The sequence below is a fragment of the Bdellovibrionales bacterium genome, from assembly GCA_016714165.1.
Taxonomy (GTDB): domain Bacteria; phylum Bdellovibrionota; class Bdellovibrionia; order Bdellovibrionales; family UBA1609; genus JADJVA01.
On record JADJNU010000001.1, the window covers coordinates 1,797,284 to 1,821,951 of the forward strand.

The 24,668-nt window shown below is 44.2% G+C and carries 23 protein-coding genes; 6 read left to right on the top strand and 17 right to left on the bottom strand.

From position 1 onward, the window contains the following. Positions 1–12: 12 nt before the first annotated feature. The 5 genes from IPJ71_08055 to IPJ71_08075 all read left to right on the top strand — a co-directional run bounded on the left by IPJ71_08055 (position 13) and on the right by IPJ71_08075 (position 3,189). Positions 13–840 carry a ChbG/HpnK family deacetylase gene (locus tag IPJ71_08055; GenBank protein ID MBK7843630.1) on the top strand — a complete coding sequence of 276 codons (828 nt, stop codon included), beginning with the start codon at positions 13–15 and terminating at the stop codon, positions 838–840. A 16-nt stretch (positions 841–856) separates the two neighbouring features. Then, positions 857–1,510, top strand: coding sequence for a class I SAM-dependent methyltransferase (locus tag IPJ71_08060; GenBank protein MBK7843631.1), 654 nt, complete (start codon positions 857–859; stop codon positions 1,508–1,510). Continuing rightward, complete coding sequence (locus IPJ71_08065) at positions 1,507–2,130, top strand: class I SAM-dependent methyltransferase (GenBank protein MBK7843632.1); 624 nt, start codon at positions 1,507–1,509, stop codon at positions 2,128–2,130. Before IPJ71_08060 ends, IPJ71_08065 begins: the two co-directional genes overlap by 4 nt. After that, on the top strand, positions 2,114–2,386 hold the full coding sequence (locus IPJ71_08070) for a hypothetical protein (GenBank protein ID MBK7843633.1): 273 nt from the start codon (positions 2,114–2,116) through the stop codon (positions 2,384–2,386). The genes IPJ71_08065 and IPJ71_08070 overlap by 17 nt, the downstream gene beginning before the upstream one ends. A 101-nt stretch (positions 2,387–2,487) precedes the next feature. Next, entirely contained in the window at positions 2,488–3,189 is a 702-nt protein-coding gene (locus IPJ71_08075; GenBank protein MBK7843634.1) for a hypothetical protein, read from the top strand. A 66-nt stretch (positions 3,190–3,255) separates the two neighbouring features. On the opposite strand, the gene IPJ71_08080 is transcribed toward IPJ71_08075, so the two are convergent. The 13 genes from IPJ71_08080 to IPJ71_08140 all read right to left on the bottom strand — a co-directional run bounded on the left by IPJ71_08080 (position 3,256) and on the right by IPJ71_08140 (position 19,317). Beyond that, on the bottom strand, positions 3,256–4,296 hold the full coding sequence (locus IPJ71_08080) for a PD40 domain-containing protein (GenBank protein MBK7843635.1): 1,041 nt from the start codon (positions 4,294–4,296) through the stop codon (positions 3,256–3,258). Between the two features lie 56 nt (positions 4,297–4,352). Continuing rightward, positions 4,353–4,877 (bottom strand): EVE domain-containing protein, encoded by a 525-nt coding sequence (locus tag IPJ71_08085; protein MBK7843636.1) that lies wholly within the window; start codon positions 4,875–4,877, stop codon positions 4,353–4,355. Positions 4,878–4,963: 86 nt separating this feature from the next. Then, positions 4,964–6,166, bottom strand: coding sequence for a hypothetical protein (locus IPJ71_08090; GenBank protein MBK7843637.1), 1,203 nt, complete (start codon positions 6,164–6,166; stop codon positions 4,964–4,966). Between the two features lie 10 nt (positions 6,167–6,176). Continuing rightward, on the bottom strand, positions 6,177–7,985 hold the full coding sequence (locus IPJ71_08095) for a hypothetical protein (GenBank protein MBK7843638.1): 1,809 nt from the start codon (positions 7,983–7,985) through the stop codon (positions 6,177–6,179). 317 nt (positions 7,986–8,302) lie between these two features. Further along, entirely contained in the window at positions 8,303–8,671 is a 369-nt protein-coding gene (locus IPJ71_08100; GenBank protein MBK7843639.1) for a hypothetical protein, read from the bottom strand. After that, positions 8,668–8,934: a hypothetical protein gene (locus IPJ71_08105; GenBank protein MBK7843640.1), complete on the bottom strand. Its 267-nt coding sequence runs from the start codon at positions 8,932–8,934 to the stop codon at positions 8,668–8,670. The genes IPJ71_08100 and IPJ71_08105 overlap by 4 nt, the downstream gene beginning before the upstream one ends. A gap of 8 nt (positions 8,935–8,942) precedes the next feature. Then, on the bottom strand, positions 8,943–11,552 hold the full coding sequence (locus IPJ71_08110; GenBank protein MBK7843641.1) for a hypothetical protein: 2,610 nt from the start codon (positions 11,550–11,552) through the stop codon (positions 8,943–8,945). 10 nt (positions 11,553–11,562) lie between these two features. After that, positions 11,563–12,390, bottom strand: coding sequence for an outer membrane beta-barrel domain-containing protein (locus tag IPJ71_08115; protein MBK7843642.1), 828 nt, complete (start codon positions 12,388–12,390; stop codon positions 11,563–11,565). A 73-nt stretch (positions 12,391–12,463) separates the two neighbouring features. Continuing rightward, the gene (locus IPJ71_08120) at positions 12,464–13,963 is read right to left on the bottom strand and encodes an AgmX/PglI C-terminal domain-containing protein (GenBank protein MBK7843643.1); all 1,500 of its coding nucleotides are present in this window, start codon (positions 13,961–13,963) and stop codon (positions 12,464–12,466) included. A 5-nt stretch (positions 13,964–13,968) separates the two neighbouring features. Further along, positions 13,969–14,211 carry a hypothetical protein gene (locus IPJ71_08125; protein ID MBK7843644.1) on the bottom strand — a complete coding sequence of 81 codons (243 nt, stop codon included), beginning with the start codon at positions 14,209–14,211 and terminating at the stop codon, positions 13,969–13,971. Beyond that, a complete protein-coding gene (locus IPJ71_08130; GenBank protein MBK7843645.1) occupies positions 14,208–15,152 on the bottom strand; it encodes a hypothetical protein in 945 nt (314 codons plus the stop codon). The genes IPJ71_08125 and IPJ71_08130 overlap by 4 nt, the downstream gene beginning before the upstream one ends. Further along, the gene (locus IPJ71_08135) at positions 15,149–18,223 is read right to left on the bottom strand and encodes a tetratricopeptide repeat protein (GenBank protein MBK7843646.1); all 3,075 of its coding nucleotides are present in this window, start codon (positions 18,221–18,223) and stop codon (positions 15,149–15,151) included. The genes IPJ71_08130 and IPJ71_08135 overlap by 4 nt, the downstream gene beginning before the upstream one ends. Before the next feature lie 224 nt (positions 18,224–18,447). Continuing rightward, positions 18,448–19,317 (bottom strand): DUF4339 domain-containing protein, encoded by an 870-nt coding sequence (locus IPJ71_08140; protein ID MBK7843647.1) that lies wholly within the window; start codon positions 19,315–19,317, stop codon positions 18,448–18,450. Between the two features lie 278 nt (positions 19,318–19,595). Between IPJ71_08140 and IPJ71_08145 the strand changes: the two genes are divergently transcribed. Further along, positions 19,596–20,327: an HAD family hydrolase gene (locus IPJ71_08145; GenBank protein ID MBK7843648.1), complete on the top strand. Its 732-nt coding sequence runs from the start codon at positions 19,596–19,598 to the stop codon at positions 20,325–20,327. A gap of 83 nt (positions 20,328–20,410) precedes the next feature. On the opposite strand, the gene IPJ71_08150 is transcribed toward IPJ71_08145, so the two are convergent. The 4 genes from IPJ71_08150 to IPJ71_08165 form a co-directional block, all read right to left on the bottom strand. Continuing rightward, positions 20,411–21,073, bottom strand: coding sequence for a methyltransferase (locus tag IPJ71_08150; protein ID MBK7843649.1), 663 nt, complete (start codon positions 21,071–21,073; stop codon positions 20,411–20,413). Positions 21,074–21,079: 6 nt separating this feature from the next. Further along, on the bottom strand, positions 21,080–22,081 hold the full coding sequence (locus IPJ71_08155; protein MBK7843650.1) for an HD domain-containing protein: 1,002 nt from the start codon (positions 22,079–22,081) through the stop codon (positions 21,080–21,082). A 73-nt stretch (positions 22,082–22,154) separates the two neighbouring features. Next, complete coding sequence (locus tag IPJ71_08160; protein MBK7843651.1) at positions 22,155–22,850, bottom strand: hypothetical protein; 696 nt, start codon at positions 22,848–22,850, stop codon at positions 22,155–22,157. A 2-nt stretch (positions 22,851–22,852) separates the two neighbouring features. Next, entirely contained in the window at positions 22,853–24,637 is a 1,785-nt protein-coding gene (locus IPJ71_08165; GenBank protein MBK7843652.1) for a hypothetical protein, read from the bottom strand. Between the last annotated feature and the right edge of the window lie 31 nt (positions 24,638–24,668).

A 24,668-nucleotide genomic window follows, 5' to 3' on the forward strand; every position in this document is an offset into this window, starting at 1 on the left:
TTAAGCTCAAGAATGAATTATCAATTGAATTTAAATTCCGATCCTGGTTATCGGCCATTTATTGTTGCAGACGATTTTGGTCTTTCGCCTTCTGTGAATTCAGCGATTATTGATTTGGCTTCCCGTAAAATTCTCAGCGCTGTTTCCTGTATGACCGTCTATTCAGATTTTGGCGGAGACGCTCACCGACTTGAAATTGAGAACCTTAAAATAGGAATTCATTTTACCCTTACGGGAAAAGCAGGAAGACCGTTAACAACACCGTCTCCGAAGAGCGGACTCATTGATCGTCAGGGACACTTTCGGAGCTCGATAGATTTGGCCCTTCGAGCCTATCGTGGGGCTTTAGACGCGAGGGCAATGCGGTCAGAGCTTCAGGCGCAACTCAATAAATTTCGCCAGATTTTTCAACGAAATCCCGATCACCTCGATAGTCACGAACACATCCATCAGCTGCCAATGGTCAGCCAGGCTTTTATCGATTTGATTATTTCTGAGAACCTAACCGATATTCCTGTGAGAACAACAGCTCAAATTCACTCTCCCGGACACTCTTTAAGGGATATCTCAAAAAGATTGTATCTGCGAAATCAAGGTTTCTCTTTGAAAAAGAACCTACACAGAAACGGTCTGAAAGCTCTCGCTCCTGTTATCTGCAATCTGGACCATCGAAATCTATGCCTCAAATCCACCGAAAAGTGCTTTCAGCTAGCAAATAGTTACCCTTATATCTGGATTGTACATCCGGGAGAAATTGATACCTGTCTGATATCCCGAGATAGTCTCACCCACGGCCGACAGCATGAGTATTTGTTTCTATTGTCACTCATCGAAAACTGATGATAAATTGCAATTCATGAGATCGGTCGAATTTAAATCTCAATTCTGGAATGCCAAAATTCTTAATTGGGAGACTTCGCGCTATTTCTACAATCAAGGCCTGTCGAAAACTCGTTTGAACTCAGTCAAAAAGCGGCTTGATTTGGCATCTGAACTTTTGAGCAAACATGCAAAAGGAAAAAGTCTCCTCGAATTGGGATGCGGCAGCGGAGTTCTTCTGTCCAATCTCAACCGCCGGAATTTCACGTCTTGGGCTGGAATAGACATTTCGCCGACCGCAATCTCAAAAGGCCAACAACGCCTGAAGGGCCTGGCCAGCTTCATCCAGGGAGACGTAACAACCTGCTCATTGCCTCAGGCCGATTGCGTTATTGCTTTGGGTCTATTGGATTGGCTGTCTCTGAGCGAGATTAAAGACTTGGCGTCCCGGCTCAATTGCACGTATTTCTTGTTTTCCTTTTCGGAGCGGAAATTCTCCATCATTCGCATGTTGCATCAGATCTACACATTTTTTTCCTACGGTATTTGGAATTCATTTTATGTTCCAAAATATTGGACAGAAGGAGAAATCCGCGACGCACTTTCACCCTTGAACAGGAGAGATTTTCCGATAAAATTTGTTCGCCATCCCGATTTATCCTTCGGATGCTTAGTCACAAATTTAACATGAAAGAATTGCATGGGATTGATCGTCAGAGCAAACTCTTGGATCTTCATTTCGACAAAGTTGCATCTTTATATGTTGGATCGTTCTCGGCGAAAATCATTAAGAAGATTGAACTCGTGTATTTGCTTTCTCTGTTGCCGAAGAAATTGGATGGGAAATTGGTTTTAGATATTGGCTGTGGTTCAGGATACTACATTCGGGAACTGCTTAAACGAAATCCTCAAGGGATCACGGGCGTCGACCGAAGTCGTTCTATGATTGAACAGGTCCCTTCGGATGACCGGGTCAAAACAATTTGTGGAGACTTTCTTTCAACAAAGAGCGATGGATTCTATGATTTCATTCTGGCTTTGGGCGTCCTTGAGTTTTGTCAGGATTCGCAAAGCTTTTTAAAGAACATTTCGTTTTGGAGTGATAAAATCGCGCAAGTTATTTTTCTTTATCCCCCCGACACTCTCGCAAGTCGAATTTATCAAACCTATCATCGCTCTCACGGCATTAAGATAAATACTTCCTTGTCGCGCCAAATTGATGACTGGGCCCATTCTGAGAATTGGAATTTGGCGAAGAAACATCGAATTCATCCCTTTGCCCAAATTGAATTGTATGTCCGAGGCAAATAGGAACTCAGTCCTTTTTGTTGTTTCTGGAGTTGGGCTTGGAAATTCGACCCGATGCCTCGCCGTCATCGAAATTTTGTCATCAAAAGGCATACCATGTGACGTTGCGACCTTTGGGATAGGAATCAAATTCTTCAAAGACCGAAAACTCATACGGGAACTGATTGCCCTCGAACCTATCAGGTATCGCAAACTCGGCATTTTTCTCTCATTATCTTGGGATTCCAATTTGCCAAAATATCTTTTGTTAACGAATTGAGAATATTTAACTTGGTCAGAAAAAAGCGACCAACAGTCCTTATCTATGACTCGATATACGGTATCCTTCCAAAAATTTTTCTCAGCTCAACAGTCTTGACTTTGAATAATTCTAATCAAATTTTTAGAGAAGTCTTAAAGAGAAAAAATCTCCCTCGCTCTAAATGGGCCCATTTTTGTTTGGTTGAATTCCTTGACTCGATATTTCAACGAATTGTTCCCAATTGGGTATTGAGTCCATGGCTCTTGCCGAACAAACAAGAATCAAGAAGTTCTAAAATCAAAAATATCAGCCCCATTGTCAGAAATCAAATAAGGGAATCAGGGAAATTTCAGAAGTCTCTGCGAATGGCAACAGTCACAACCGGATCTGGACTCAACAAAGACCTGACACGCTTTTCTGAAGATGTTGCGGCTCTCCTTAACGGGACCATCCTTCAAAAACCCCCTCCCCTAGAAGAATTAAGAAATAATACTGACTTCCTCAACCAGGCCGACCTCATTATATCAAACGGTGGGTTTAGCTCGATAAGCGAAGGCTTAAAAAGGAAAATTCCTTTGATAGTTGTCCCCCTTTCTGGTCATTCCGAACAATGGATCAATGCAAAATTGATTGAAGAACTTGATGTAGGTATACATATTGAAGAGGACGATCTACCTCATTTGGATTTAGACAAACTAAAGCTTAGGATTGAGAACTTATATTCAAGGTTTCGCGGATACAGTCCTCAGTGTGATGGGGCCAAAAAAACGACGGAATTCATAGAAACGCTAGTTGGAAGAAATGCCAGAATTGATAACTAGCACAGCTCTGGACTCTTTGTACTGAGGAGCGGATCTAAGTCTCTGTCTACTTCTAGCTCCTTGGGTTTAATCCTTTTCAGTCGGGAGTATTTTTGGAATCCACTTAGGTTGGTAATAATGGAAGGTATCAAAGGTGAGGCGGCGGGTATTTTTTCCGTCCACGTCAATCACGTAAATTTGATTGTACCCGGTGCGATCACTCGTAAAGACAATGTGCTTTCCATCAGGAGAAAAATCGGGAGATTCATTGTTTGCTGGGAGTCCCGCCAGATTTTTTGCTCGAGAGATTTTCAAAAGATTTTTCCCGCTGGCTTCAATGACAAAAATATCGAAATGACTTTTGAGGTAAGCCTGAAAGACCAAACGTCTCCCATCTCGAGACCACCTGGGCCGAGTGTTGTACACGCCGGCAAACAGAATTCTCACGTCATTCCCAGTCCTGAGATCCCGAACGTAAAGCGTCGGCCGCCCATCACGATCGGATACAAAGGCCATTCTTTCGCCTTCAGGAGAAATCGCTGGTTCGGAGCTCTGAGTGAGACGACCTGAATTCCGAGAAACACGACGTCCACGTGTGACTCGTTTAAATCCACTTCCGTCGAGCCCGATCCTGAAAACATCAAGTATCCGCCCCTGACGAATCGTGTAATATATTTCCTTTCCGCCAGGAACAAAACTCCCTGAGAGATTCAGGCCTTTCTTATAGGATAAGACCTTTCGTTCACGGGTCAGTAGATTATAAACAAATAAATCAGCATTTTTTATTTTCTCCTTGGCATGAAAAACAAATGACGTATAAGCCAGCCAAGGACTCTGATGCAAAATTTCAGGGCGAAGCGTTACCGTTCCGTGATCCGTCAATTGCCGATTTCGACCCGTCTTCATGTCCAGGATAAAGATTTCCTTTACTAATTCTCTTGGTGAAAGATCAACGGAATCCTTCATTGTCCTTGAATAGACAATTTGACCATCAAAATCGCCGATTCCGCTCTTACTTGCTTCCCAAAGCGGCACTCCAAGAAAATAGAGAAGCCCGGACGTTATCACCAAGACCAAAAGAATTCCAACCGTGATTCGCGCCCAGTTATCTCTCAGCCACTCTTTCACTGAACGGGACTCCTTCTACCAAGACTAAGCTAAGCTGCTCCAAAGAAAGACTGCCTTTAAATATGTTTACCTTTTATCTTCCTCATGGCAACCTCCCTGCGACCATCCCCGGTAGGTTTATTGGTCGAATGAGCGACAATAGTCTGGAATTCCTCCTTCGATACCGGCTGAATAGACAGGCGAGATCCTTTCCTTAGAACCATCATTGCATTTAGTTCAGGAATCTGGCGGAGAAAGTCGAGACTCATGAGACTTGGAAATTTGGACTTAAAAGCAATTTCCACACAATACCAAATGGGATTATCAAGGGAGGCCCTTGGCTCAAAATAATCTGATCCAATTTGAAGAGCAGTGGGGTCAGGCTGATGAGGTGCAGAAACTTCTGCAATACCCACAATTCCCGATGGATTTGAGTTGGAATGATAAAAGAGAACCTGATCGCCCACACTCATCTCTTTCATCATAAAATTGCGGGCCTGATAGTTTCGAACCCCCTCCCAAAGCGTCCTCTTAACTCGCTTCAAATCATCAATGGAAAATACACCTGCCTCAGACTTTATGAGCCAATACCTACTCCCCACAGCAACTCCCCTTCTTATGGTAATTGGAGCGACACCGAATAAAATCAAAGATCCTTTCTATACTAATTTTCTCAAACACGCCAATCTCAAGCTTGCCTACTCAAACAGCTATCATCGCGCTCGCGTTCAGATAGACACTGAGCCACCTCAAGCATGGCTTCGGCAAGACTGAGTAGGGCTGACTTGTCAAACAACCGACTAAAATCAACATCGTTCAAAATCGCTTCCGAAAACTTAACCCATCTCTGACGAAAAGACTTCGAAAAATATCTTCTTTTCTCCAAGAGAGTCCGAGAGACAAGATCCTCAAAGCGAAGATAGAGGTTGGTGGTATCAATCTCACCAAATCCCAAGTTCAACCAAACAGCTTCGTAGCGATCCAACGCAATCTGAAAACCTGCCGAAAAGACTTGCCCTGCATCCTTTGTGCAATATTCACGCATCGCCTTTGGAGAAAGGAGAATACACTCTAAGGGATCTCGATGGAAGAAACCCAGGGCTCCAGCGAGATCTCTCGCTTTGTCTTGCTTAAGAGAATCACTAAACAGTGCATTATAGACAGAATTAAAGGCCCCCACCAAATTCAATATATTACGACCATTGGAATCGGGAAGCCTCAGATAGAGTTTCTCTTGGATGATGTTCCATGACAATGTGTAGAGCCTCAAAGCCCGGCGCAAAAAGACTGACCGCCGGCTAAACTCTTCGCTCGATGAAATCGTAGAGGCCCATGTGTGCTGAAATTCCAATGAAGTGGAGAATCCGATAGCGAGGCGTTCTGTCATTTCCCTGATAATTGGATCACAAAATAAAATAAAATGACCCAAAATATCGTGGTGATTCCCCACAACCAAATATTTATTCTTAAGAAGCAATTGATAATAACGATCAGGCAGTGCACCACGACCATCCTTACCATAGCGAAAGCCCAAAACTCTCTCGTTTAAGCCTTCAGACTCCAAAGACGCGTTAATCGCAGGCAAAATTTCGGATTCAAAGATAGTCTGATATCCTGGAATATTCTCAGCAACAAAGCTCTTCAACTTTCTTCGTTGTTGACGAGTTGATATTTGTTCCGAGGACTCCATGACGAGATCCAACACCTGACTGCAGTATTTATCGTGACGATAAAACTCCTGGATGGTGGCCCAAAAAGGTCCCCATACATCCTCAACCCTCCACCCACGAATCAACTGATGATTGGCCGTCGTGACTGGTATTGCCAAGTTTTCAAAAGCGAGGCGAAATTGGTGAGGCGTCCATTTATTTGATGCGACAGACATATTCATGTTCTCACCTCTAGTAATCGCCCGTCGTGGTCGTCGTGGAGTCCCCAGTTGTAGTTGTTGTATAATCGCCAGTCGTGGTTGTTGTGGTTGTTGTGTAATCGCCAGTCGTGGTTGTTGTGGTTGTTGTGTGGTCACCAGTCGTGGTCGTCGTGATTATAGCAGGACTCTCGCCCGTCGTAACTATCACAGTGACACCTTGGTCTCTGTCGCCATCTCGTCCAGAAAGTGAGTCATCGCCTCGCAGACTATTATCATCAACGACCTCTGGTTTGTTTCCAAAATTCCAAAAGCCGTCTGTTTGCCTACCCAATCCACTTGAATCCTCCGGAACCGACTCCTGAAGTTGAAAACCCTCGTTCCCTAGAGTTTCAGCCTGTGGCAATGACGAGTCTTTGTTCAGATCATCCAGGACAATGACGGACCCATCTGGACCTACGTAAGTCTCAATAGAAGGCGGATGATCCAAAAAATTTGAGTGTTCGAGCCCTCGGTCCAAATCTCCATTGAAACTTCTTCCTTCTGCATCAGGCGATTGTCCGCTTGCCCCACCATGATATGAGGTCAGCTCCTCTAGCACCCACCATGGATACAAGACATTGCCATGAGAAATTCCAGGATATAAAATCCACGGATAGTAATAAGAGAAAATTGGATCAAGCGAACCAGATCTTCCACTCGTTTGAGTTTGAGCCACTCTTGCCGGAACAGCAACACTCACTCTCTGAGGACTTTGATTGGTCGGAGAAGCGGTAGGATCTGTCCGTGAAATAACTTTCATGTTTAGGCGAGATGATGGCAAGGCCAACATCTGAACGTTCATCAGATTTCCGAGAAACAATTTCGAATCAATTACCACCGAGAGAAGCCTGTCTGTTGAGCCCATGGCCAACCTTAAATTTTTCAGAACAAGCTGAAGCATGCCAAGATTCTTCTTATTCTTTGGATCGGTCTTCAATCGAGAGTCCAAACTCAGGGAAGATTTCATTTTGTTTGCTGCAAAAATAAGTGCATTGATTTCGCTTCTCAAGAAACCCTGATTTGCGAGAAAATGCGGCGAAGAGGCTATCGTCATCAATGCCACCACAACAACTTGCTCAGGTGTATTTTCTGTTAAACGGACTGGCAATGTAATATTGATGATTTGGCCTTCATTACCGTGAAAGGAGGCATTCACTCTCAATTCAAGTGCTCCCTGTAGAGCATTGGAATTCTTGAAAGTAGCCTTTTCAATTGCGAGGCGAGTGCCATCTCTTAAATTTGAATGCCGGGAATCTCCGTCAGCCTTTACTGTCTGTATAAAGCTTTCATAAATTTTTGTTCGATCAAGCCCCACAATTCCTTTATTTCCAAAAAGCCTTTGAACAAATCCGGCTTTAATATCAAACAGAAGCTCCACATCCCTTGATTCAGACTGCACCCCACCTCCCGCTATCTGGTCCTCCGGAAGGCCCCTTATTTTACGATAAATTACCTCTAGTCTTTCTGGCTGCGCGTAAACAAGCAATCTCTCCGCAGCCTGTTTGATGGCAGTCTTTCCAGACCCCGATCCCCCCTCCGCTGCAACAACTTTTCGACAGCTCTCCGAAGAAAGAGCACTCACCAGGCTCCCCACTTTTGAAGAATCAAGTCCGGCATCGATAAGAATTCTCCTAATCCGTTCCTGATATTGAGGCTGAGCTAAAATTGTGACGATTTCCTGGGCCATTGCCTCTCTAGATGCTTCTGCTTGAGAGCCCCTCGCTCCCCCAAAAGGTGCTAAGGCTGATGCTGTAAGTCCAATGAGAAGGCCTGATCTAGAATCTCTCTTTGATTTATTCACTTTCCGCTCTCCAAATAATTTTGAAATTAACTCACATATTAAGCATAATTTACCAGCAAACGAGGTACTTCTATGTTTGTGAGGTCCGCATACTTGACGGCTCAAATGCTCGACGAGCTTTATGCAAACGGCGTTCCGATATTTCAAGTGTGCTTGAATTAGAAATTCACAGCCCTCGGGAACAGAGTCTCATCCATCGTTCAGCTGTGATAGAAGTGGAGGCTGGAAGCGGCATCCTGAGAGATGTGGGTCCACATCTGTAAACCTATCGTCGTGAGTTTTTTATAAAAAGTCCGTAAAAATTCTGACCGCTAACTTCATTCAGCCATCTTGCGAAATTCAGTCCGGGATTTGACAGCCAACTTATGTTCGTTCTCCCATCGGGCCGATTCCTTTTCGTAAGATTTACGCTTTGCTCCCCATTTTTCATGGGCTTCTTTGGCTTTGACTTCCTTTTTGTCAATTTCAGTGAGCAATTCTCCCATGATTTTTCTTTGACTATCCCAATCGGCCTTCTCCTGGTCAATCTCTGCTGCCTTCAAGTCATAGGACTTCAAGTTAGCTTCTCTTTGAGCCTTGTTTTTTTCCATCTTTGCAAGAAGCTCCTTGAGTTTTTCAAGTTCCTTTTCCTCTTCGGCCAGCTTCTTCTTTTCCAAATTTTTCATTTCAAATATCTTAATCTTCACTTGATCCAGTGCCACTTTATTCTTTTCAAAGTCCTTGTCATTTTTCTGAAGTTGCCTCTTTTTTTCGCCAGATCTTTCTCTGCCTTGATGGCCTCCTGTTCATTCTGACGAACTATTTCGAGATTTCTTTTGTACTGCTCAAAATTTTCCTTGCTGTTCTCTTCGTTCTTTTTTAGCAACTCAAGATTTGACTCAATGTCGGTTTTAGCATCGACCGAAAATGAAATCCAAAGAGCCATAACCGTCAATGTAACGTACTTCATGATTCCCCCTACTTAGATTCTGCATTAAATGTTTGAACACCTGAAGAACCACCTGCTCCGATCTTTCCTTTTTGAGGACAATTGTCTTGAGCCTGGCTCCGATAGTTTCCAATCTCATCCTCCCAATACTCTCCATCGAATTCCCAATTTAAGATTTTCGTCGGCTTTACGTTGGAAGGTATTCGGTTGGCCGGAGCTGTTTCTCCGCCCGCAACCTGATAGCGAATGTTCTCGCCAGCACCCGCAAAAATTTCATAGCGTAAAAGCTCATTATTCTCCAAATATCTCTTCACTTCGCTTTTCATCTCAACTATACGCTTTCCAATTGCGATTCCAGCCGCCTCCCGCAATTGGCCTTTCTCATTGTTAAGCTGAGAAATGGACTTCATTTGAAAGATTGCGAGTTTTCGTTTGCTTTCATCTAACATATTGAGTTGAAATTTATATCCAACCAACAAGTCATAATCGTTATGTTTCTGAGCGGTCCACTCGTTGACGTTCTTCGCCAAGTCAGGATCCTTTTTCGCCTTCTGCAAGTTTAGAATCGTTGCAGCGTAGCGGGTTTTAGCTCGATTCATTCGAGTTTGAATGTCCTTAACTCCCAATGCCAATTGACCAGGAATTCCAGGATAACGGTCCCCTTCGTCTACCTTTTCATTGATGCCTGTTTGATAATTGAGAAAATCTCGACTTCTCCCCATTTCCCGAACAATCTGGGAGGGCAGCCCGTCTATATTCGAAGAACTTGCGGAGCGGAGATAATTTTTGATCGTATCGTAATAGTCTCCAGGAGTCTTCTTTCTCGCCAAATAGTCTTCCATGGCTTTTGCCCACGGAAGATGCTCTTGCTCCATTCGATGGAGAGACTTATAGGCATCTCCATATTGGCAGATGTTCAGATATCCAATAGAGCGAACCACATAGGACTCTGGTTTATAGACGGCCTTAAAATATGGACTATGCAACGAATGCATGTTGCCGATGGCACCCGAGTTATCTCCGACAAGGACTTGTGCCCATCCCTGTTCGATCAAACCCTGAAGCCACACAGGATGATCTTTGCCTATTTTCTTGTACTCTTCGAGTGAACTTTTGTAATTTCCGAGATTGAAATAAATTCGGGCCATATTGATTGCCATGAGCGAACTCACGTTTTTATCAGATTTCGCCTTCTTTTCCATCCACTCTCGCAATGAGAGAAGCGTCTTCATTCCAGCCTGCCCCTTGTCTGAGGCATATTCCGAAATTCCCAATAAGTAACGAGCTTGAATGTATCTCTTGTTCTTTTCACTTACCTTCTGAGCGCTCGAAATAGCCTGGTCGTATTTCTTTTGCTTAAAAGATCCCTTTCCGATAACGTAGTTGACATCATCTCGGCTCAATTCCGGAATAAGCGCCTTGTTTTTTAAACCATCTAAAATATTCGTCATCTTGACTTCATACTCGGCTGGCAAATCAGCAGCTAAAATCGAGATGGCTTGTGGAGCCATCACAGGATCCTCCGCTTCAATGACCTTAATCAAGCGAGAGAATGCTTGAGAGTAAAGCTTCAATTTTTGGGCGCAAATCCCCAACTCGAAGGAAGCCTCATCAACAAAGGGCTTTTTCTTGGAAAGATCATCCAACAGGCCAATAACCAACGGACATCTATCTCCTTTTCGATTCATTATGAGAGCCGTCAACATCGCTTGCTCGTCTTTGCTCAATGGCCGCACAGAAAGTTCGACAATTTTCGCATCCTCAAGCTCTGTAAGAACAATTTTATCCACCATTTCACGAGTGACTGGATATCCATCAACCAAGCCCTTTCTAATACCTTTGTAATCAAATGGGCCAAGCATCATGGGCTTCTTCTTGATCCATTTCTCGGCCTCGGAGCGATTGTAACCATCCGGTTGCTTCAGCGGTTTTGGCTCGGAGTACTTTGGATGAAAGACAGAAAACGCGAGGTCTATCATGCTCGTTGCGGAGATAGATGGTTCCTCTCCAATGTCCAATAGAGGAATCGCCTTTTTTCTTACTTTTAGGTCCTTACCGGCAGCCTTTTTCCCTGCTGTCTTTTTGGACTCATAGAAGTCATATTGAGGGGCTCCCCCCGCCTTTATTGGCAATTGACTCGTTCCCTGCCGGCCAGGAGAGGTCATCGTTATCGAATTGTTTTCCTGAATTTTTTTCTTAGCGGATTGGATCTCCTCACGAGATACTCCCTTATTTTGAACCTGATATTTTGGAAGGTCGTTGGGAACTTCGGTAACAACTCCAATGTTACTTGAAGGCTGGCTCACCGGGGTTGGGGAGACACTGGGGGCCTGAGTGTTCGAAGATTGTGAACTCGAATCTGCAAGCGAGTTTTTCAAATTCGAATCTTCAGATTTCGGTTGCATTTTTTCTGCTGTCTCTCGAGAGGTCTTTTGTTGGTCACCAAAATAACTTGTCCACAAATTCTGTGCTCTCGATTTGAGGTCCTTCCAAGTTCGTTCCGCTGAGACTCGAGAAACCACCTGGGCCCTTGTCGCCTCTTCGACGGATCCATCGGCGGCAATCTCCCTTGCAAAGCTAGGCCAACTAGCCCCTAAAATGAGACATACAGTGATACCACCGAAATACCATTTTCCCATGGATTGCTCCTTAGTGGTAATAGGTCACTCCAATAAAAAATACCGTCGAGTTTGTCGTCTGATTCTTCTGATGTGTGCCATAGTTCCAGTCCAAAACCTCTTCCGTCCACCAGCGATTCTGAAGATCAGCACGAATCGCAATGTGCTTGTTCAGAAAAAAATACTGAGAAATGTCAAATCCATAAGCGATTGAACTGCCACTTTTATCTCCGCCTTTAGATGTCTTTTCATAGTTCATCATGCCTATCGTCGGCGATATGGCCATATCAAAGTAAATGATCCTCTCTCCCAATAAACTCATCTTTGCGTAGATGGGAACCCAATTGTAGCCAACCCCCCACATCGAAGTGACTCGGCCAATGTTGGGCCTCACCCCGCCGTATTGATTGCTAAATCCTCTCACCGTTGAGTTATCAGAAACATTGAAAGACACATATTCGATTTGTGCTCCCATTCGTTCATTCCAAAAATAGTTTGCCTTCAACCCAAGATTGTAGCCCTCGTTAAAGGCATCATTTATAATCGGACCATACTGCAGGGAACCTGAAAACCTCTTCTCTTTGGTATAAGCGCGGTTCTGAACGACGCTAAAACTCGTATCTTTAGGAGCCCAATATTTTTGCTCCAAGTCCTGAATATTTAGTCTCTCAGAATCCTTGCTGGCGCCGGCCGGTGGGGTGACCCCTTGGCTTTGTTTTTTTGTTTGATCTTCAGTTTGAACCAAAGCCTTTGTGTCTTTTTTGCCCTGGGCTTCTGCACTTCCAATTGAAGACTGTATTCCCACATGTCCCAAAACCAACGACATCAACCATACTCTGAACACGTACTTTGAGCGCATAAGGCCTCCTTCAGGCTCTTGCCATTCCTTCATTTCAGCTTGAACCAAATCAATCTCTCGGCGAGAGACAAGTTTAATTCGTTGCCTTAAATAGGAATGGATATGTCACGACGACAGCCGTCCCACCCTTTGGCTTGGGAAACCGCCATCCTGATACACGCCTCAAAATACATCCCTCAACCATGGCGTTACTAAGTGTTGTCGATCCAATTGACTGTGAAACAACAGATCCCGTTTCACCAATCGTAAATTTTATTAAAACCTTTCCATAAAGATCAGGACTCGCACTTAACTGACGTTCATAGCAGTACCTGATCTGTCCGATCTGGGTTTTAATTACTCCCGCAATGACGTCCTTATCCAAGCCCCCGTCCACTTCCGTCTCCTCTTCAATCACGCCCACTGTGGCGTTCCCAACATTTCCGATACTCAGCCCGCCGCTACCCTTATATTCAGCAGAGCCTCCACCCTTACCAGATGTTGCAACCCCATCTACTCGGTATGCCTGAGTTCCAACCTTAGCTCCAGGTTTGATTGCGGCGGTTCCTGCTACACCCAAGGCCGGTCCACTGGGTACAGAATCCGGCGCCCGGCCAACAGATTCGATATAGTTGGCCGTGGTCGCAGCGCGCTTCGATATCTTTCCAATAAGTTGAGAGAGTCCAGCTGCACGAATTTTTGTCACAACCTTCGCGGCAACTTGAGAAATTTCTGGCCGTTTGCCCTGTTGAGAAGAGGTTGGCTTTAGCCCCTCAGCACCCATCGATTTAGATTCACCGACAATGGTCTTTGTGGCCTTGGTTGCTTGCTCTCTTTTACTTTTTAGTGTTTTCGCGTCAAAGATCATACGAGTGAAATTATTCGCATCTGGCTTAACAGCCATTGAATCTGATGGCTTTCTCATTTCGAGAATCAGAAGAATCGAGATTATGAACCCCAGGGCCACCGCAACCATAAGGGAAAACTTGAGATTAGAATCAAAAAACGGCTCATCTGAGCTCTCCTTATCAGAGTCAATATCAACCCGCGTACCAACCCGCCTCTGCTGAACAACAATGTTACCAAAATTTTGATTTGTCCACTTATGATCTTCCGGGCAATTTAAGCTCACTTCCTTATCAGCCACCATCATTCGGTATGGAGTGCCCAGATCCAATAAAAGCGTCTCTTGTACGAAGCCATCCTTCTTTACAATCACCTGGTGAAAAATTTTGGATCCAGGTGTTATCTCCGAATTAGCTTGTTCAGATGAAAACAAAGTCAAATTTATCTCTCGGGGAATAATGTTAATCGTATGCCCGCCAATGCTAACCAGAGTTGGGGAGCTAATTGTCTGTTCCACAATGGGCCGCTTTTCAATCCAAGTGCCCTTATCGCTGCCCATGTCTGAAATCTTCCAACCCTGATCATTTTTTTCAAGAATGGCATGAACCCCGCTAACATCCTCTCCCAAAAGATGAATATCAGCATCTCGAGATGAACCCAATGTAACGGTTGAACGCCCCTTCAATCGGTGCCGACCGACAAAGCGACTCTTATAGCTGTGAACTAACTCCAATTCAAATCTTCGCATTGGCCTCACCTTAAGTAATCTACAGAACTCTTTATTTCGTCATCAAAATGCTTCTGGACCTTATAAAGGGGCATAAACTTAACTCCCTTTTTCTGCAAGAGGTACGCGCCATCTGGATTTCTCACCTGGCCATCAATATCAGCTCCCTCAAAGTTAACCTCTTGAGTCTTTTTATGACCCTTGCCTTTCTCCCCGTGCGCCACAACGGAAATAAAAAGAAGCGGTAATAGTACCAATATAAATTTCATTTTCCTACCTCTCTGCCAGCATCTTCCTTCCCTCGAAGACTCACCTTTTCTTGAGTGGCTGGCTTTCGTTGACTCAACGAACTCTCTAGAGACTTAATCTTACTGTCAATATTAAATGAAGGAGTACCAGAAAGCTGCCCTTTCAGGATGAGGGATTTGACCTTGCGATACAATTCAAGTGCTCCCTCTTCATCTTTCATCTGCTCTTCAAATATCTGTGCTTGGCGAACTCTCAGATCCACGCGATTGGGCGAATGCCCAATCGCCAAATCGAGTAACTCGAGACTTTCTTTAGACTTCTTCAACTTAAAATAGCAATAGGCCAATTGGTCCACGACAATCGGATCTTTCGCTTTTTCCTTAATCACAAGACTCAAATGATCTGCGGCTTTGGAGAAATCCAAATCCCTTAAATAGATCTGACCTAGGAGGAAATGTGCGGCGACATTGTCCGAATCAAAGCGCAATGACTCCTCGACAGAGGCTAAGGCCGCCACATTTTCCTTCATGAACCACAACACTCTGCCTTTTTGGTAATTAAATATGCCCGTTGCCGGAGCTTTCGCCAGGGCTACATCAATCATCCATAGAGCGCGCCGATAATCCCGTCTCTCCAGAGCCCCAAGACTCAGGTAATAGACACCCCAAGGACTCTGAGGTTCAATTTGTGCAAGCCTATGACCAATGGCCTCCACCTCTTTCCAGCGATTTTCTCTGAGACAACCATTCGCCATTTTTACCAATTCAATCCAGATTGTTTGTTTTTCCAAGCTTACCGACTTCGGACAGCTCACATAGTAATTCGTCGCAAGAACAGAATGGCCTTTGACTGATCTTGTGTATTTTCTCCCATCTACCTTTGGTTTCGATCCCACCGATGCACACCCACTCAAAATGACCAGGGTGACAAGTCTCATTTGAAACACGGAAAATATTCTCATGTGCCGACCTCCTGGCTAAAAACGGGGAGAACAGGGGCCGGTGCCAAAACATCGACTCGAGGTATTTCATCGCTGATCATATTGGTCTGGTTGAGCTTTTGCTGTAGTCTTGCTACTGATCCATCTCTAATTTTTAGCTTTCGCGATAATTCGAGAGATTGAGCCAACGCCTCCACACTTTTCTCTTCAAGTGGAATCGCCAGCTTTTCCATTTCTTCCCTAAGAACAGGTTCATCTCTTGATTCCAGACCTTCAGGGAGCTCCATGTTGCGAAGGCTGTTCACAAAATGCCGGTAAAGATCACTTAGTTTTTCAAGTGAACTTACGGTCGTTTCGGGATCTCCATATTTAATCGAATCCTGGTAAGCTTGTTGGGCTTTTTCTAACTTCTCGGTCTTTAGAGCCAAAACGACAGTTATCCTCTCAGCTTTTGACTTTACGCTTTGATTATAAAATTCCTTTTCAAGAATTTGGGCTTGAATAAATCTGGCTTTTGCTAGGGCCTTTTTCGAAGCGCTTTTTCCCAGTGACACTATTTTTTTCGCTTCATTAAAGGCTTCAGAAGTATCTCCAGCACTATATATTTCTTCAAGAATTTCAAGACGTGCTAAACTTGCCTGTGGTTCGTGCCCGGAATTAGCCACCGCCTTAAGAAGGCCCTTTCGGGATGATCCCACCGCCTTATCGCGAGATAATACTTCGAGTTGCTCGAGAGAATGAAATGAGATGGCGGCGTCCTTAGAGGATCTCAACTCCTCGTACAAAGAGATCGCCAGATCGAGACGTCCAGAAATGGATTCATAATCAGCTGCTAAACTCTTCCATTTTGACGATGAAGAGACATCTGCCTTACTCAAAAGAAGAAGAACACGCGAAGCCTTGTCCAGCTGAACAATTTCCTCATACGTCTGAGCCGCTCTCAAAAGAGCCTCAACGGATTTTTTTGAATTTGGATATCTTTGATAAAATTGCTCGCATGCGTCAGCTCCTCCCAATAGATCTGACAACTTAAAGTGCACCTGTATCGAATTCCACCACGCTTTTTCTGTCAGAGGCGAGGTTGGATTTGCTGAAATAAAGCCTTTATACCCCACCAGGGCTTGACTGAGATCGCCTTTCTCCTCAATCGTTTGAATCTCCATAAAATAGGCCTGCTCATATATCTTCGTGAGCTTGTCTTTTCGATCACCCGTCCCCTTTTCAGACTGTCTCAGCTGCGCGGCATAATTTTTGAGAGTGGCATACTCTTTTTGTATGTTGAGAATGTCCAAATAAAGATCTTGAGACTTACGACCTTTTTCATCTTTCGCAAAATCAGTTCCCAAGCGACGAAAGATAGGAGCTGCATCCCCATAACGGCCTTTATCGTAGGCGATGAGAGCAACTTTAAACTCAAGGTCTAACCGAAATTTTCCGTCCTTGTGGCGATTGATGTATTCTCTCACAAGAGAACTAAACTGTCTTTCGTCCTTATCACTCCACTTTTCTCCAACTGCCTTTTCAAGTGCGAGGGAGGCTGCATACAAACCCTCGTGGCTCTTCTCCGCTCGAGTCGACCCCTTTCCGACAATTGAATAGCTATCGCTCGCTTCACGAAATTTATTTCTTTGAAAAAGAAGTTCTGCATATGAAAATCTCACATCAAATGTTTCTTCAGAAACTGTGGCACGACGTAAGTAGATTTCAAATGCCTTTTCAGCGTTCTCAGCCAAGTTTCCATTTTCATTTTTTGTTCGCCATAGCTTGTGCCATCTCTTTGCCAAGCGCAATGAAGTGCTTTCCAATTTTTCATTACAAAGATCATGTGGCTGAGGAGCGACGTCTGCGCTTGAGCTCTTTGCACCATTCGATTTTTGTGTGGGTGCGTTTGCCGAAATTTTTCCCAATTGAACCATCTCCCAACGCCCTTTGGGCTCGCAAATTTTGAAGAGAGATTCCAATTGAGCAACAGCCGATGAATAATCCTTCAAATTATCGTAAGCTATGGCCAATTCATTATCCACATCAGGCCGTAAATCAGACTCCGGTTGATTCTTCGAAAAATCCTTCAGAACCGCGACGACATCTCCAAATCGACTGTGCCGCTTGTATAGATTTGCCATCTTAATCAAGTAGGGACCCACCTCAAGGCCCTGGGCCTGTTCGCTGAAATAAGTCCAAGCCTTGCTCGCGGGATACACTTCTTCAAAGAAGATTGTCATATCTGAAAGAGCTTCGCGTCGCAAATCAAGCCGAGCATCAAAGTTGTTCTTGACGACAAAACGACCATATTCGACGGTCTTTTCAAGCTCCTTTAATCCAGCAAGTGCATTTCGCATGTTGTAATAAGTCCATCCGGCTTTATACAAGCCGTAGGGATAGACTCTCGAATCTGGATACTTTTTTATAGCATTAAAGTGATCAAGAGCATTCTTAAAATCTTGACGATCAAATGACAACTCGCCAATTGCCAGATGACAATCTGGAACCAGCGACGATTCACCAAACGTCTTAATCAGCAGCCAATAGCGCTGCTCAGCTTCTCTATTTTGGCCCAACTGCTGTCGTGCAAAAGCGTTGTTAAAGAAAACGACATCCATTTGCCCATAATCACGAAACTTGCGCTGGATGGTTTCATAAATGTCAATGGCCGACAGGATTGCCTTGCGAGATGAAACTTTGGTTATCTCTTCGGGAACCAATGTCACAACTGTATCGGAGAGGCGATTCAGCTCAAAGAATGTTCCTGACTTTGCTCTCCGCATATACATCTCTGCCAAACGAAACATGAGGTCCGGCTCCAAAGGCGTACCCCTGTATTTCTTTAGCAAGGACTGAATTTGTTTTACCGCTCGCTCTTCACTTGCTGTGATCAACATCTCTGTTTTGATCGCACGAACTTCATTTCCTTTTTCATCTCCATCAACAAACTTAAGATCCTTTAAACTTCCAGAATCGTCAGGAACTCTCTCCTTCCCCTTGGCCGTTGCCACTTCGCTGCAAAAAAGAGCGACAATAACTCCAAACATCAGAATCCAGAGCCGAAATACGAAATGAATTTTTGGATTCCGAAGATCCCTATTCACTTTCATCACCAATTTTAAGCTGTATGAAATTTTGTTCTAAACTGTCAAAATAACAGATAGACCTGTTCAGAATACAGCATGTACCTATTCTATTTTTATCTTCCTGGACGTCTCATCACGTCCATATCCGCTCTCAAGGTACATGCAAGACTTCGAGCTTTCCTATTTCATCTAACCAACTATCAAATCCCAATCAAAAAAACACATGCAAATCCAAAAAAACTCAGTTCCTACGCCACTTCTGTGCGATTCGTAAATTCCTGCAAAAGGCTCTGAGCTGACGGACTAATATGAGTGAATTTCAGTCCATATCGAATAGGCGTATTGCGATCCTTAACTCCCTCTACAAATTGCTTGCTAACAACTTCACAAGTGGCATTAAATGGCGGGACCTCATCTCCAGGTTTGAAATGAAGATAGAGAATTTGTCCTGGCACTACCATGGCATTTTCCATGACAACGCCTGCTCCTCCTGCACTTATTTCAACCCCCGTCCCCTTCCAGACACTTTTATTATCATGAATAAGTACAGTGCCGCCAAATTTCACACGACGATGACGACGACGGAAAAAAACTTCGGATATATCCGGCATATCCGCGGTTTGAATCTGACTGATATAAGCAGGCTTGAATGCATCAAGATCCGCTATCCTCACCCAGGTCGAGAGGCCAGGGTGCCAAGCAAAATCAAACTCAAAGGCAACCTTTTCCTGAAGCATTTTTAGAACTTCGCGATAAGAAAATGGCCCGAACTTATTGTCACCTTTGAGAACGTACCATTCGACAGCCTGTTGGGTCATCTTCGATTTCAAACCCAATACGGCCTCATCTAATATTGGATCTGTTTTATATTCATCGCCTTGAGGGCCATTCAATGGCGCATGTTCTTTGGGTTTTGGTGGGCTGGAGGGTTTGTGATCTTTTAGCATCAATGTCAGATCGGGATGTTCCATAAGCAATACCCAATCGGACTTGACCGGGTCATAAAGATAATCGAGGGCTGTTAACTCCGATTTTTTCACCATCTCAAAAATGGCATGGACAGAAAAAGGGCCAATCTGATTTCCATTATGAGAAACATAGAAGCTTTCCGAACTCATAAAAAAATCCTTATTTTATTTAACAAAACTCAGCTATCTAGTGTAACTATCGGATTTTGCTAAATCTGACTTAAGCCTGCTCAATCATTTTTCATCAATCTACAGGCTTACATCAATTATCTCGTGCCATTTTGAGGCAAATGAGACCAAACTTTGAACCAGATAGAATTCGAATATCTTGGTTGACAAGATCTCGCTTTCCAAGGAAAGAAGGTCCGAGGCCTATCGATGAAAACGGAATTTTTGGATAAGCTTGCGCATTTAGAAAGGAAATTCGATTGAAGAACGCATTGGAAATTAAACATGTTTTATGTGATTTGGCTCGAAAGCGCAAAGAGCTGAAGGACTCAACACCATTGTTGGCTGTTTTTGATTTGGATTCCACCCTTTTCGAAGTGAGCCCACGAACGCAATTCATTTTGAGAGAATTCGCAACTCATGATGAGACAAAAAGGCGCTATCCAAAAGAAGCTGTTGAGTTGGAACAAATTGTCATACATCCCGTTGACTGGGGAATAAGGCCTCCCTTGGAGAGAAGTCAGATTCGATCGACTCTCGATTTCTTTGAAACTCTTAGAACGTTTTGGGTCGAGAGGTTTTTTAGCAACGATTATCTCCAGCACGATGTCCTTTATGAGGGCGCTTTGGAATTCGTACAGGAACTTCACGAATCAGGTGCCACAATCAAGTATCTGACAGGCCGAGATCATGAGAGAATGGGACGAGGAACGCTGGAAGTTCTCGATCAATGGAACTTCCCCGTTCACGATCCACATTCTCACGTGATCCTTAAGCCACATCAGAGTCTGGAGGATGCGGCATATAAGGTTGAGAGGCTCATCAATCTTTCCAGCCGATATGACGAAATTTGGTTTTTTGAGAATGAGCCTGTGATCATCCATGAAGTGATATCCAAAGTTCCAAAAGTTAAAGTGGTCTTTGTTGACACAATTCATAGCGGAAAAGCCGAGGTTCCAATTGATTTACCCAGCATCAAGGGGAGGTTATAAATAGCAGTCCATACTCAAGAGTCAAACGGTCGCTTAGGCGACTGTATTCTTGGTAATTCCTGTGGAGAAACAATTACTGATTGTCATTTTAAGGGCAAAAGAATGAGGACAAATTCAGCCTTATCGACCTTGAGTTGGCTTAAAACTTTTTTCGCATTTCCCTCAAGAAATACCTCGTCAGTCTGGCTGAGATTAAGCCCCAACAAAATGAGGTTTTCTGGGTGACTGACTGCTAACTCCGCTAGGATTTTTTTTAATCGGTATGGAGTATCCATCAACACAACTGGAATTTTCAAATTTTTTAATTCAGAAAGCTGAGAAATTCTCTCTTCCGTTTTCGCAGAAATAAATCCACGAAAAAGGAACTGATCCAAACGATAACCACATATGCTCAATAGTGACATTAGACTTGAAGGCCCTGGTATGGATTGGATCTTGATTCCCGCTTTCCTGCAGCGTGAAACCAGCTCGGCTCCAGGATCACAAAAACCTGGAGTCCCGGCATCAGAGACCAAAGCAGTCGATCTCGTTCTACAAATTTCCAGAAGCCGGTTTATTTCCTCTCTATCTGTATGTTCATTGAGAACCTCAAGCGGAACCCCAGATATACCATGATAACGCAAAAGCTTGGATCCTTCCTTTCGCTCTTCGGTAATAATGACCTCAACCTCACGGAGAATATTGAGAGCTCTAAGTCCTATGTCGTCATTGTTTCCAATAGGCGTTGCGATCACGTAGAGAGACATATAGACCTACGGTCCTAATCGATTTAGCTGCTTGCGAAATATTTCAAGGTACAGATAACGATCAAATTGTTGATTGTAACGAGTCCATGCCTCTCCCTGATCCAATTCAAATTTCAAGGCCCCAACCATGGTATTTATTTTTGAATCCAGTTCATCAACCATTGCCACCACCATTGCCTCCAGAAACTTAGGCCGCTTGGGAGATCCATACTCCAGCTTTCCATGATGGCTCAATACGATGTGCTTGAGTTCGTCCTTCAAAGCCTTTGGAAAACCCAATATCCTCCCTGCCTTCTCATCAATAATTTGGCAGGCTATTGCCATGTGACCAATTAAGCGACCAGCGTCGGTATACTGAATTCCAGATGAAATCTCGAGTTCCCAAATTTTACCTAGATCATGAAAAATAGCGCCAAAAATCAAATAATCTCGATTCAAAACTGGATAATGTTTCGCAAGAAACTCCATGATTCCGCAAATACTCACGATGTGCTCAAGCAGGCCTCCGATACTGGCATGGTGAATTGTTTTTGCAGCAGGGCTTAGCAAAACTCTTTCCCTAATCGTTTCATCATTAAATGATGATCGAATGAGTTCTCGAATGTGAGGATCAGACAACGAATCAATAATCACACAGAGTTCAGCGTACATTTCTGACGGGCTTCTGAGAGCATCGGCAACAAAATCTGCTCGATTTATTTTATCAACCGGCACCCTCTTTAAATCATGTACGACAAGCTGACGACGATTTTGGTATAAATGGACGTGTCCCTTCACAAAAACAAAATCGCCCTGTTGGAATAATTGAGCTATGGCCTCTGCCTTTTCCCAAACCTTGGCGTCAATTGCTCCGCTGACATCAGAGAGACTGAGACTTAAATAAGAACGCCCATTCTTATCCGTTAATGCAATCTTTTCCTGGACCAGAAAAATAGCCTCTACCGCATCCTTGTCCTTGAGCTCACGAACATATTGCTTAGCTAAATTCTCAGCAAAAATGTCACTCATCGCGGACCCCTTTTCGAAGTGATAATATCAAGAAAACAGAGATCATATTAAAGATCACCTTTCATTGCACCATCTAGAGTAGACAGAGTTGGCTCTTGTAGCGTGAATCTGTGATCGAGAGACTCGTCACTAATAACTCTTCAGGGCTCGTGTATACAAACAAATAGGTCCCAGAAACAGCATAAATATATCTTTGCTGAGTAGAATTAAGTCTCCATCCCAATTGACTCAAAGTTTGGTGATAAAAAGAGGTAATCTCAGAATATTTATCACAGCCCATTCCCCATTTTTCACCCTCGAAATTTTTAGTTGGAGCACGACTGACAAAATAGACCTTCAAATGCTTGGGTTGCATAGATTCGGGTAACTTCACTTTTGCGGACCAATAGAAATCTCCCCGTACCCCCGTAACCCAATCCGCCAAATCGAGGACACCCCCTCCTCTTGCTAAATGAAACTCAGCATTACCTCTTAAGATCCCAGCCCCCTCCGCAACCAGTTTTACGGTCAGCTCAACTGATCGACGAGGAATCTGAGCAATTATTTCACCATCGGTCTGAGAATTTTCTGGCTTCGCTTTCCTGAAAACCTTCAGGTATTCGGACTCAACCTCCTTGATGAGCTCAACCGGGACCTTTACGTATTTGTCGGTCCCATTCATCTGCCCACTTGAAAGATTCTGAGACGATAAAATCGGTGATGATTTCGAACAGCCCAAACCGAAAAGGCCCAATATTACCCAAACAACAAAATACTTCGATAGTTTCACAACTAAAAGCTTCCCTTAGGCATAAGGCCCTCACGTTCAGCCCTCTTCTTAACGCGATAAAGCGGACGGTAATCCTTAGACAAACGAAAACCCTCCACCAGATAACCTTGCGCTTCAGAGTAGTTCTTCAAAGAGAAATGAGCCTCAGCCAGACCAGCCAAACCAACCAGGGATTTTTCGTCTGCGCGATACAGAGACTGCCAAAGCTCTAAGGCCATCTTATGTTTGCCCGCTCGAGCGTAAAACCGACCCTGCAAAATCATCGGCAATGCAAGTCTAATGCTTGCATTTAGCTCTGTCGCCTTCCCCAAAGCCACAGAAGCTCTCGTCTCCTGCCCAATTCCATCAAGAATAAAGGCATAGAGAGACTGGACCAACGCATCCTTCACCCCCTGAGCCGCGGCATCATCAACAGATTTAAGGGCTTCCACTTCCTGCCCTCCCCGAAAATAACAATACCCACGCAAAGCCTTCACTCTTGGTGAAGGCGTCAAGCCGCCAACCATTTGTAAACACAATTGATGGAGCGACTTCCAAGAGACTCGACCACGATACACAAACAAATCGTGACGGTGATCTTCTGTTTGCATGGGGTCTATGTCGAGAATGAGACCTAACTTTTGTTCTAACTGCTCATTTCGACCCGCTATGAAATCAATGTAACCGAGCATCAATGCCGCTTCCTGAAAGTAATCAAAGGATTTCTGCATCAGTCGTGTCAGTTGTTTCTGTGCGTGTTCTAGGTAGCTGGGATCCTTCTCTTCGCGGTAAAGATTGATATCGGCCTCAGCCAACATAAGATAAGCTGCCCCCTCGTCGATACCCTGGTCGACGACAGAAGAAAGCCACTCCCTTGCAATTTTAAATTCCCGACGCTGTAAGGCCGAAGCTCCCAGATTAATCTTTGCCGGCGCATAGTAGGGATCCAGAGCCAGGACCTGTTTGAATTTGTCATCTGCTGAAATTGAATCTCCATCAATCAGGTCGGCGATACCGATGGCAGTCATCGCCAATTTAGGAAAAACGCCACGACCGCTCGAGATGACCTCTTGAAGTTTCCTACGGCCCACGACCGTTTGACCAGCGACTTGAATTTGGAGGGTCCCTAAATAGGCGTAAATATCGCCGTCCCGCGGGTCCAGGCGATAGGCCTTTTGAAAGCCTTCCATCGCTTCGGCATAGTCCCCGACGACAAGAGATTCCATTGCCAAACGTTTGACATCTGTCGCCGTTTCTCTGTTTTGAAAAGGAACAGCCACAAAGCGATTATAAAAAACGAAAGTACCGATGCCAAAAAGAATCGCTCCAGTTACCAACCAAGCCAATCGAGCAGTTGCTCGAGCTTGGTTAGCAATCACCATATCATTTTGATAACCAAATGATTTATAAGGCTGTGACCCACCCGCCTGTGATGAGGGTCTGGATCCGTCATCTATATCCTCATAAACTATTTCAGCCCTGGATCTTTGAAATTTATTTAGATCATCCGTGCGATCATCTAAGACCGCTCCATCGACCGGTTCAGTTACAGTAATTGTTCCTGTTCCTTCAATCGCAGTTGTAACTGTATCCTCACCAAACTTAAAATTCTGAACTCGAACTTCTTCGATTACTTTCGCAAAAAAAGGAACATCTTTGGCGCAGTTCCAACGTCTACATGGCTGTGAAACCTCATCCATCACTGAAATTTCGCGAGATCTTAACAGCTGTTCAACTTGCTGCTTAGAATAGGGGCCCACCACTCTCCCCCCGCTTTTAACCAACCATGGCTTATCTTGAGCTGTCAATCCCCCCCCTATAAGCTCCCTTAGCTCCAAT

What these genes read in the sequence shown, in the direction of transcription:
- IPJ71_08055 (MBK7843630.1), top strand. Translation starts at nt 13, where the DNA reads ATGAATTATCAATTGAATTTAAATTCCGATCCTGGTTATCGGCCATTT.
- IPJ71_08060 (MBK7843631.1), top strand. Translation starts at nt 857, where the DNA reads ATGAGATCGGTCGAATTTAAATCTCAATTCTGGAATGCCAAAATTCTT.
- IPJ71_08065 (MBK7843632.1), top strand. Translation starts at nt 1,507, where the DNA reads ATGAAAGAATTGCATGGGATTGATCGTCAGAGCAAACTCTTGGATCTT.
- IPJ71_08070 (MBK7843633.1), top strand. Translation starts at nt 2,114, where the DNA reads ATGTCCGAGGCAAATAGGAACTCAGTCCTTTTTGTTGTTTCTGGAGTT.
- IPJ71_08090 (MBK7843637.1), bottom strand. Translation starts at nt 6,166, where the DNA reads ATGAATATGTCTGTCGCATCAAATAAATGGACGCCTCACCAATTTCGC.
- IPJ71_08105 (MBK7843640.1), bottom strand. Translation starts at nt 8,934, where the DNA reads ATGAAGTACGTTACATTGACGGTTATGGCTCTTTGGATTTCATTTTCG.
- IPJ71_08110 (MBK7843641.1), bottom strand. Translation starts at nt 11,552, where the DNA reads ATGGGAAAATGGTATTTCGGTGGTATCACTGTATGTCTCATTTTAGGG.
- IPJ71_08115 (MBK7843642.1), bottom strand. Translation starts at nt 12,390, where the DNA reads ATGCGCTCAAAGTACGTGTTCAGAGTATGGTTGATGTCGTTGGTTTTG.
- IPJ71_08120 (MBK7843643.1), bottom strand. Translation starts at nt 13,963, where the DNA reads ATGCGAAGATTTGAATTGGAGTTAGTTCACAGCTATAAGAGTCGCTTT.
- IPJ71_08125 (MBK7843644.1), bottom strand. Translation starts at nt 14,211, where the DNA reads ATGAAATTTATATTGGTACTATTACCGCTTCTTTTTATTTCCGTTGTG.
- IPJ71_08130 (MBK7843645.1), bottom strand. Translation starts at nt 15,152, where the DNA reads ATGAGAATATTTTCCGTGTTTCAAATGAGACTTGTCACCCTGGTCATT.
- IPJ71_08135 (MBK7843646.1), bottom strand. Translation starts at nt 18,223, where the DNA reads ATGAAAGTGAATAGGGATCTTCGGAATCCAAAAATTCATTTCGTATTT.
- IPJ71_08140 (MBK7843647.1), bottom strand. Translation starts at nt 19,317, where the DNA reads ATGAGTTCGGAAAGCTTCTATGTTTCTCATAATGGAAATCAGATTGGC.
- IPJ71_08150 (MBK7843649.1), bottom strand. Translation starts at nt 21,073, where the DNA reads ATGTCTCTCTACGTGATCGCAACGCCTATTGGAAACAATGACGACATA.
- IPJ71_08155 (MBK7843650.1), bottom strand. Translation starts at nt 22,081, where the DNA reads ATGAGTGACATTTTTGCTGAGAATTTAGCTAAGCAATATGTTCGTGAG.